8 protein-coding genes are annotated in these 7887 nt (G+C 70.0%); 3 read left to right on the top strand and 5 right to left on the bottom strand.

All coding sequences use genetic code 11. The features are described 5' to 3' along the window. Window positions 1-628: ATP-binding protein (locus AB7U92_RS17505; RefSeq protein ID WP_428579711.1), on the bottom strand; the 628-nt coding region annotated here is incomplete at its 3' end. Between the two features lie 164 nt (window positions 629-792). Between AB7U92_RS17505 and AB7U92_RS17500 the strand changes: the two genes are divergently transcribed. Next, window positions 793-2412 carry an alpha-amylase family glycosyl hydrolase gene (locus AB7U92_RS17500; protein ID WP_428579708.1) on the top strand — a complete coding sequence of 540 codons (1620 nt, stop codon included), beginning with the start codon at window positions 793-795 and terminating at the stop codon, window positions 2410-2412. Between the two features lie 4 nt (window positions 2413-2416). On the opposite strand, the gene AB7U92_RS17495 is transcribed toward AB7U92_RS17500, so the two are convergent. After that, entirely contained in the window at window positions 2417-2839 is a 423-nt protein-coding gene (locus AB7U92_RS17495) for a DUF2306 domain-containing protein (protein WP_428579705.1), read from the bottom strand. Between the two features lie 272 nt (window positions 2840-3111). Between AB7U92_RS17495 and AB7U92_RS17490 the strand changes: the two genes are divergently transcribed. After that, the gene (locus AB7U92_RS17490) at window positions 3112-3426 is read left to right on the top strand and encodes a high-potential iron-sulfur protein (protein WP_428579702.1); all 315 of its coding nucleotides are present in this window, start codon (window positions 3112-3114) and stop codon (window positions 3424-3426) included. Between the two features lie 25 nt (window positions 3427-3451). On the opposite strand, the gene AB7U92_RS17485 is transcribed toward AB7U92_RS17490, so the two are convergent. The 3 genes from AB7U92_RS17485 to AB7U92_RS17475 form a co-directional block, all read right to left on the bottom strand. Further along, window positions 3452-4669 carry a 6-phosphofructokinase gene (locus tag AB7U92_RS17485; RefSeq protein ID WP_428579699.1) on the bottom strand — a complete coding sequence of 406 codons (1218 nt, stop codon included), beginning with the start codon at window positions 4667-4669 and terminating at the stop codon, window positions 3452-3454. Window positions 4670-4724: 55 nt separating this feature from the next. Further along, complete coding sequence (locus AB7U92_RS17480; protein ID WP_428579696.1) at window positions 4725-4964, bottom strand: hypothetical protein; 240 nt, start codon at window positions 4962-4964, stop codon at window positions 4725-4727. A gap of 127 nt (window positions 4965-5091) precedes the next feature. Then, entirely contained in the window at window positions 5092-6714 is a 1623-nt protein-coding gene (locus AB7U92_RS17475; RefSeq protein WP_428579693.1) for a clostripain-related cysteine peptidase, read from the bottom strand. 175 nt (window positions 6715-6889) lie between these two features. Between AB7U92_RS17475 and AB7U92_RS17470 the strand changes: the two genes are divergently transcribed. Further along, window positions 6890-7887 (top strand): hypothetical protein (locus AB7U92_RS17470; protein WP_428579690.1); only part of this gene is annotated, 998 nt, incomplete at its 3' end.

The following is a 7887-nucleotide window of genomic DNA, read 5'->3' as shown; positions in this document are numbered from 1 at the left end:
GCATCAGGATGGGCAGCGAGATGTGGTCGGAGTAGCGGCCGATGATGGAGCGCAGCTTCCAGCCGGAGAGGAACTCCTCCTCGCCCTCGCGCAGGTGCAGGATCACGCTGGTGCCGCGCTCGGGCCGTGTGATGGTCTCGACCTCGAAGTCGCCCGTGCCCTCGCTGCTCCAGCGCACGCCCTCCTCGGGCTTGAGGCCGGCACGGCGCGACTCGACGGTGATGCGATCGGCCACGATGAAGCCGCTGTAGAAGCCCACGCCGAACTGGCCGATCAGCTGCGCGTCCTTCTTCTTGTCGCCCTCGAGCGCGGCCATGAACTCGCGCGTGCCGCTCTTGGCGATCGTGCCGAGGTTGGCCACCGCTTCCGGCTCCGACAGGCCGATGCCGTTGTCGGTGATCGTGAGCGTCTTCGCCTCGGCGTCGAAGGCGACGCGCACCTCGAGGTTGGGCGCATCCTCGAACAGCTCGGGCCGGTCCAGCGCCTCGAAGCGCAGCTTGTCGCAGGCGTCGGACGCGTTGGAGACCAGCTCGCGCAGGAAGATCTCCTTGTTGGAATAGAGCGAATGAGTGACGAGGTGCAGGATCTGCTTGACCTCGGCCTGGAAGGAAAGCGTTTGTTTGCTCATGGTCTCGGACTGATGGCGCCCGGTCTAACGGGCTGGCGCGGTGAGTGTGGGGGCGTGCCGGCGGGTTTCAAGGTCTAGTGATTTTCCCGAGTTTCGGCCGTCACCTGCGCTGTAGCTCGCGTACTACACGCCATACAGGCGACGGCTCGCTAGAGTCGCGGCCCATGCGTTCATCCAACCGCCGACCGATTACCGCTGCGTTGCTCGCCCTCTTCCTCGCCGCCTGCGGCGGCGGGGGTGGTGGTGGCGGCGCGACCGGCCCGCTGCCCAGCGTCGACACCTCGGCGGTGGCTGCGGCCGACCCCGGCACCACGCTCGACGCGGACTGGCGCAAGGGCCCCTTCGCCGAGATCTTCGTGCGCGCCTACCAGGACAGCAACGGCGACGGCATCGGCGATCTGCAGGGGCTGATCAGCCGCCTCGACTACCTGCGCGACCTCGGCGTGACCGGCATCTGGCTCATGCCCATCACGCGCAGCCAGGACGGCGACCACGGCTACGCGGTCAGTGACTACCGCGCCGTCGAACCCGCCTACGGAACGATGGGCGACCTCGATGCGCTGGTGAGCGCGGCCCACGCGCGCGGCATCGGCGTGGTGGTCGACTACGTGATGAACCACAGCGCCGCCCTGCACCCGGCTTTCGCCAACGCCAACAGCGGCAGCAGCAATGCCTTCCGCGACTGGTACGTGTTCAGCGCCAGCCGCCCCCAAGGCTGGAGCATCTACGGTGGCGACCCGTGGCGCAACGGCCGCGAGGGCTTCTACTTCGCACCCTTCTGGGACCAGATGCCCGACTTCAACCTGAAGAACACGGCCGTGGTGAACTGGCACCACGACAACCTGCGCTTCTGGCTGAACCGCGGCATCGACGGTTTCCGCTTCGATGCGGTGGGCAACCTCGTGGAGAACGGCCCGGCGGCGTGGGAGAACCAGGCGGAGAACTTCACGCTGATGGGCAACGTCCGCCAGATGGTCAACGGCTCGTATGCGAACCGCTTCCTCGTCTGCGAGGGACCGTCGGCGCCGCTGCCGTTCGCACCAGCCTGCGGCAGCGCCTTCGCGTTCGGGCATCAATACCGCCTGGTCAGCGCGGCCCAGGGCGATGCGGCCGCGATTCGCGACGTGGCCGAGTACTTCGATACCGCGCCGGCGAGCATGTCAACGATGCTGTCGAACCACGACGGCTTCGCCGGCCAGCGCGCGATGGACCAGTTCAACGGCAACGAGAACCAGTATCGCCTCGCCGCTGCCACCTACCTGCTGCAACCCGGCACGCCGTTCATCTACTACGGCGAGGAGATCGGCATGCGCGGCGCCGCCAGCCTCACCGGCGATCCCAAGCTGCGCACACCGATGAGCTGGACCGGCGACACCAGCCGCGCCGGTTTCACGACCGGCACGCCGTTCCGCGCGCTGTCGGCCAACGTGGCCGCGTGCAACGTGCAGACGCAGGCGGCGCAGGCGAACTCGCTGCTCAACTGGTACAAGGCCATCATCGCCGTGCGCCAGGCCCATCCGGCGCTGCGGCGCGGCAACCACGTCGGCGCCACCGCCGCCGGCACCACGCTGAGCTTCCAGCGCGAAGACGGCAACCAGCGCGCCGTGGTGATGATCAACTACGGCACCGGCAACGCGCTGATCAACGCCAGCGGCCTGCCGGCCAACGGCGTGCTGACCAACGCCTTCCCGCCCAGCGGCGGCAACGTCGACATCGATTCCGGCGGCAGCGCCAGCGTGTCGGTGCCGGGGCAGTCGGTGCGCGTCTTCGTCACCGATCTCTGAGTGCTCACACCAGGCCGAGCGCGTGGTGCCAGAGCAGGTCGCCGAGATAGCGGCCGGGCAGCAGCGTGAACACCCCGGCGCCGAGACAGGCGCCGAGGTAGACGCGCTGCATGCCCTTGCGATGGGCTTCGACTTGGCGGCGTGCGATCGCGACGATCGCACCGGTCACTCCGACCAGTGTGACGATGGCCAGCGCATGGATGGGCGAGAAGCCGAACAGCTGAAAGCTGCCAGTGCTGCGGATGAAGAAGGCCGACAGCGCCGTGCCGATCATCACCGTCACCCAGGCGTAGCCGAGCCCGCGATGGCCGCGTGAGCCCTTGCGGGCCCACAGTGCCGCCGGGCCGAGCAGCACGGCCGCGCTGGCGAAGGCGAGGTGAACGACCACCGCGGGTGGCAGGCTGGCGAGGCTGGGATCGTGAGGCATGGACGGCTCCGGAAAGGCTGTGGTGCGATGGAAGGCATCGTGCCCGGCACCACGCCGCGCCGCGACCACGCTGCGACGAAGCGAACCGGTGCGGCGCGAAGTGCACGCTCCAGGGCGCAAACCTCCGTGGCCCTTCGCGCCTCGCAAACCGGCTCCCGGGCAACGCGTTACAAAGATGTCCGCCTGACGCGCTCGACCTCTGCGGTCCCGATGCACGAGCGTCAGGCGATCGGTCCAGCATGCGCTTCCCTTCCACTTCCCGGAGCCGCTCGATGAGCAGTACCCGTCGCACGTTCGTGATGCAGGTGATCGGAGTGGGCGCCACGCTGGCCGCCGTGCAGCGCACGGCCCAGGCCGCGCCCAAGGTCAACGAGGCCGACCCGCAGGCCCAGGCGCTGGGCTACCGCGCCGACACCGCCAAGGTCGATGCGAAGAAGTACCCCAAGCACGACAATGCACAGAAGTGCGCTGGATGCCAGCTCTTCCAGGGCAAGGCGGGCGATGCCGCCGGCGGCTGCCCGATCTTCGCCGGCAAGGAAGTCGCCGCGAACGGCTGGTGCAGTTCCTGGGTGAAGAAGGCGGGCTGATCGCCCGCCCTCGGCGGCGCGGCACTCAGCCGCGACGCAGCACCTTGGCCACCGGGTGGGTGCGCAGCCGGAAGGCGTCGGGCATGCCCGAGCCCAGCAGCGGCCGCAGGTAGAGCCGGAAGGCGTCGGTCACGTCGGTGCCGCTGGCGCTGATGAAGGCGTCTTCCATCGTGCGCGTCCTGCCGGCCACCGCGTCGAGCGGTGCGAGTTCGTAGTCCACCGAGTAGAAGCCGGTTCGCTTGATCGACACCGAGCCGTCGCGCTGGCCCCACATCGCGTACTGCACCGCCTTCTCGCCGACCTCGCGCGCCTCGCGCTGGTCGACGTCGCTCACGCAGCCGATGAAGCTGCGCTGCACGTAGCCGAAGGTGTCGCCGCGCACGCGCTTGATCTTCAGCTTCGTCTTGATCTCCTCGCACAGCAGGTCGGCCAGCGCGCCGCTGCCGGACAGCTGCACGTTGCCATGGGCATCGCGCTCCAGGTCCTTGGCCAGTTTCGCGGCGATCGGCTCGCCACTCTCGTCGTGGATGCCCTCCGAGACGGCGATCACGCAGCGGCCGTGGCGCTCGTAGGTGGCCTTCACGTCGGCGAGGAAGCGCTCCAGCACGAAGGTGCGCTCGGGCAGGTAGATCAGGTGCGGGCCGTCGTCCGGGAACTTCTTGCCCAGCGCCGAGGCCGCGGTGAGAAAGCCGGCATGCCGTCCCATCACCACGGCGAGGTAGACGCCGGGCAGCGCGGCGTTGTCGAGGTTGGCACCGGCGAAGGCCTGCGCGACGAAGCGCGCCGCCGACGGAAAGCCCGGCGTGTGGTCGTTGCCGACCAGGTCGTTGTCGATCGTCTTCGGGATGTGGATGCTGCGCAGCGGGTAGCCGGCCCTGGCCGCCTCCTCGCTGACGATGCGCACGGTATCGGCCGAGTCGTTGCCGCCGATGTAGAAGAAGTGCTCGATCTCGTGGGCGCGCAGCACCGCGAAGATCTCCTGGCAGTACTTCAGGTCGGGCTTGTCGCGCGTCGAGCCCAGCGCCGAGGCCGGCGTGTTGGCCACCTGCTCGAGGTTGTGGCTGGTTTCCTGGGTCAGGTCGACGAAGTCCTCGTCGACGATGCCGCGCACGCCGTGGCGCGCGCCGTAGACCCTGCGCACCTCGCCGAATCGCCGCGCCTCCAGCGCCACGCCGACGAGCGACTGGTTGATCACGGCGGTCGGGCCGCCGCCTTGGGCGACGAGGATCTTTCCGGATTTCATGGCGGGCCTCCAGGGGACGGCGTCATCGTACGCCGCCCCCGGGGGCCAGCAAGCTTCAGGCCGCCAGGCGCAGCGCCGGGCGCGGCGAGCTTTCGTAGCCTTGCAGCTCGGCCAGCGCGCGGCGGATGTCCGACTCGTCGCCGTCGATCACCGCGCGGTCGGCGCGGCGCAGCGAATGCTCGATCAGCGCGCTGGCGAAGGCGCCGGCCGAGCCGATGGCCACGTACTTGCGCACCAGTTCGCGGCAACGGGCCTGTTCGGCGGGAAGGGCGTGGAGCAGCTGCGTGTTCATCATGGTGTCTCTCCTGGAAGCGTTTGACGAGGACGACGGGGGTCGTGTCGTCCTGGGTTCATTTCAGTCCAGGGCCCTTCCCATTGCGACGCTGTCGAGGCGTGAATTGCGTCCTGCCCGAAGACGATCGTCAGACGATCGCCTTGCCCGCCGGCGCGCAGCCGTACTTGCCGCGGCACGGCGGCAGCGGCTTGTCCTTGCCGCAGGGCGGCGGCGGCACCTTCTTGGGGTCGAAGCTGGCGTTGAACAGCGGGAACTCGGGGATCGCCGCCGGCAGCAGCCGCACCCACTGCTGGCTCTCCTTGTGGTACTCGATGATGAAATCGACCCAGTCGGTCACCTTCACGAAGTCGATGATGTGCGGCTGCACGCGCGGCTTGTTCGGATCGGGGTTGATGTCGAGGTAGAACGGCGAGCGCCAGTCCCACAGGCCGCGCAGCAGCGGGTCGGGCAGGAAGATGTTCATCGCCAGGGCCTCGGAACTGAAGTCCCAGTTCACCCCGCTTGCGGCGGCGACCCAGGGCACGTCGTTGCTGCCGTAGACCTTGATGCCCAGCAGGGCGTCGCGCAGGGCCTTGGCGGCGGTGTGCACCGGGTGCGGCCGGAAATCCTGGTTCAAGAGCGCGGTGGCGAAGCTCGCCAGGTCGGTGAGCTGGTCGGGCGCCTCCAGCACGTAGCCGGCCTCGGTGTCGTACTGCTGCGCCTCGAGGATGGCCTTGGCGATGGCCTGCACCACCAGCTGCCGCGCCTGCGAATGCGCCGGCGGCGTGCGCAGCGCGGCCAGCAGCGCGTCGGCCAGGTCGTCGAGCCGATCGGTGATGTCCTTCATGCGCTCCAGCCGCACCGCGCAGCCGATGGTCGGGTGATTGCCCTTGGCCTCGAGGATCTTCTGGTTCCCCTTGGCGAAGGCATGCGCCAGGTCGCGCGCGGTGCCCGTGCCCTGCTGCGCCAGCGGCGCGAACACGCCCGGGTAGCCCTCGCCGGCGGTGAAGAAGTTGTAGTTGGGGTAGCCGGTGGCGTATTCGGCGTACGGCGCGACGGTGTGCAGCACCTCGGCCGACATGTTGAAGCAGTTGTCGAAGTGAATGACCGAGATGCGCGGCACGCCCGCATCCAGCGCAGCCCTCAGCGCCGCACCCAGCCCCCAGGTCGACATCGGCATGTGGTTGGTGGGCAGCAGCGGCGAGCCGGCCGGCAGCAGCGGGGAGCCCGCCGGCAGCAAGGGTGAACCGGCCGGCAGCAGCGGCGAGCCGGCCGGCAGGATCGGCGCACCGCCCTCGCTGGCACTCAGGCGCCACTCGAAGCTGCCGCCGTCGGTCAGGTTGGCGAGGCTGAGCTGGCGCCGGTCGATCTCGGGGAGGTAGCCGGCGCCGTGGCCCTCGAGCGCGAGCACGATGGCGGCGCCCGGCCGGCTCTGGTGCGCATGGCGCAGGAAGCCGGCGAGGCTGGCCGGCGCCGCCATGTCCTGCTTCCAGCGCGAGATGACCTTCGCCTCGGCGGGCTTGCCGGCCTCGATCTCGACCAGCCAGGTGTCGTCCTGCGCGCGGTCGATCAGCGCGGCCACGTGGATGCCCTGCGCGGCCACCTTGAGCAGCCCCTGGTACAGCGGGTGCTGCGCCAGCGTCTGCGAGCTGCCCTCGGGGTAGGTGGACAGCGCTTCGTCGCTGCCGAACGGGGCATAGACGGCGAACAGGATGCTGTCTGTGGTGGCAGGGGTGCCGGACTTCTCCGGCAGCAGGCGGGGCAGGGCCATGGTCGTTCCTCCGGGTCGTGATTCGTCCGGCGCAGACCGGAAACGGGCGCGCACGGTAGCCGGACGGTACGCCTGAGGCCATCCCATTCACAGGCACTCGTCCTTCGGTGGGATGGCCGGCGATCAGACGATCGTGAGACGATTCCGACCTGCCATGGAAACATCCGCTCACAACTTGACGCCTCAGCGACAGCGCCAACCCTCACAGGCCGTGGCCGAGGCGGTGGTCGAGGCGCTGCTGGGTGCCCACAAGGCCGGCTCGATGGAGGAGTGGCTGCGCCGCCACCGCCGCATCGCCCGCTGGCTGGCGCGCCAATGGCTGCGGCCGCTGCAGGGGTCCGCCGGCGAGTGGCTGGATGCGGCCCATCCGGCGCCGGCCGTGGAGCTGCTGCTGCGCTGGGCGGTGGGCCAGCAGCGGCCCGACCGCGCCGGCCTGGCCGAGCCCATCCCGCGCGATGCGTGGCTGGAGCGCACCAGCTGGCGCCCGCTGCTCGCCCTGGCCTGCCAGTCTGGCTTCATCGCCGTGCCGGCGTTCCGCGACCGCTACCGCGGCCACGCCGACGAGGCTGCGGCCAGCCAGCTCTGCGGCCTGTGGTCGGTGGGCGCGAGCACCTACTACCGCTACCTCGACAAGGGCCGGCGCGCCCTCGCGCAGTGCCTGCGCAGCGTGCCGGCCAGCGCCGAGCGGCGCCTGTCGCTGCGCGAGACGGCGATGGATCTGGTGGGCGAACGCGGCGCGCTGGTGTTGCCCGACGATCTGCGCGCCTGGCACGCCCGCCACGCCGCCGCCGCGCAGGTGGCCGGCGACAGCATCTCCGCGCTGTGGCACCTGGCGCGCGCCGGTGACACCGCGGGCGTGATCCGCGCGCTGCAACGCCACAGCGTCGAGCTGGCCAACGAGGGTGAGACCGACGTCATCGTCGACGGCGTGGCGGCCGGCGCCATCGGCATGCGCGAGCGCTTCGAGCTGGAGATCGCCCGCGCCGCGCTGGCGCGCATGCGCGGCGACGACGCGCTGGAGCAAGGCCACTTCGAACGCGCGCTGCGCCTGGCGGCCGAGGCCGACGACACGCTGCTGCTGGGCATCGTCTACGGCGCGCTCGGCAAGTTCCACGAGCCGCGCGACCTCGACCGCGCCTTCGCCTACTACCAGGACAGCGCCGACTGCCTGCG

Origin of the sequence: Piscinibacter sp. (genome assembly GCF_050175855.1) — a bacterium.
Classification (GTDB): domain Bacteria; phylum Pseudomonadota; class Gammaproteobacteria; order Burkholderiales; family Burkholderiaceae_C; genus Piscinibacter.
This window is presented reverse-complemented; position numbering and strand designations above follow the sequence as displayed.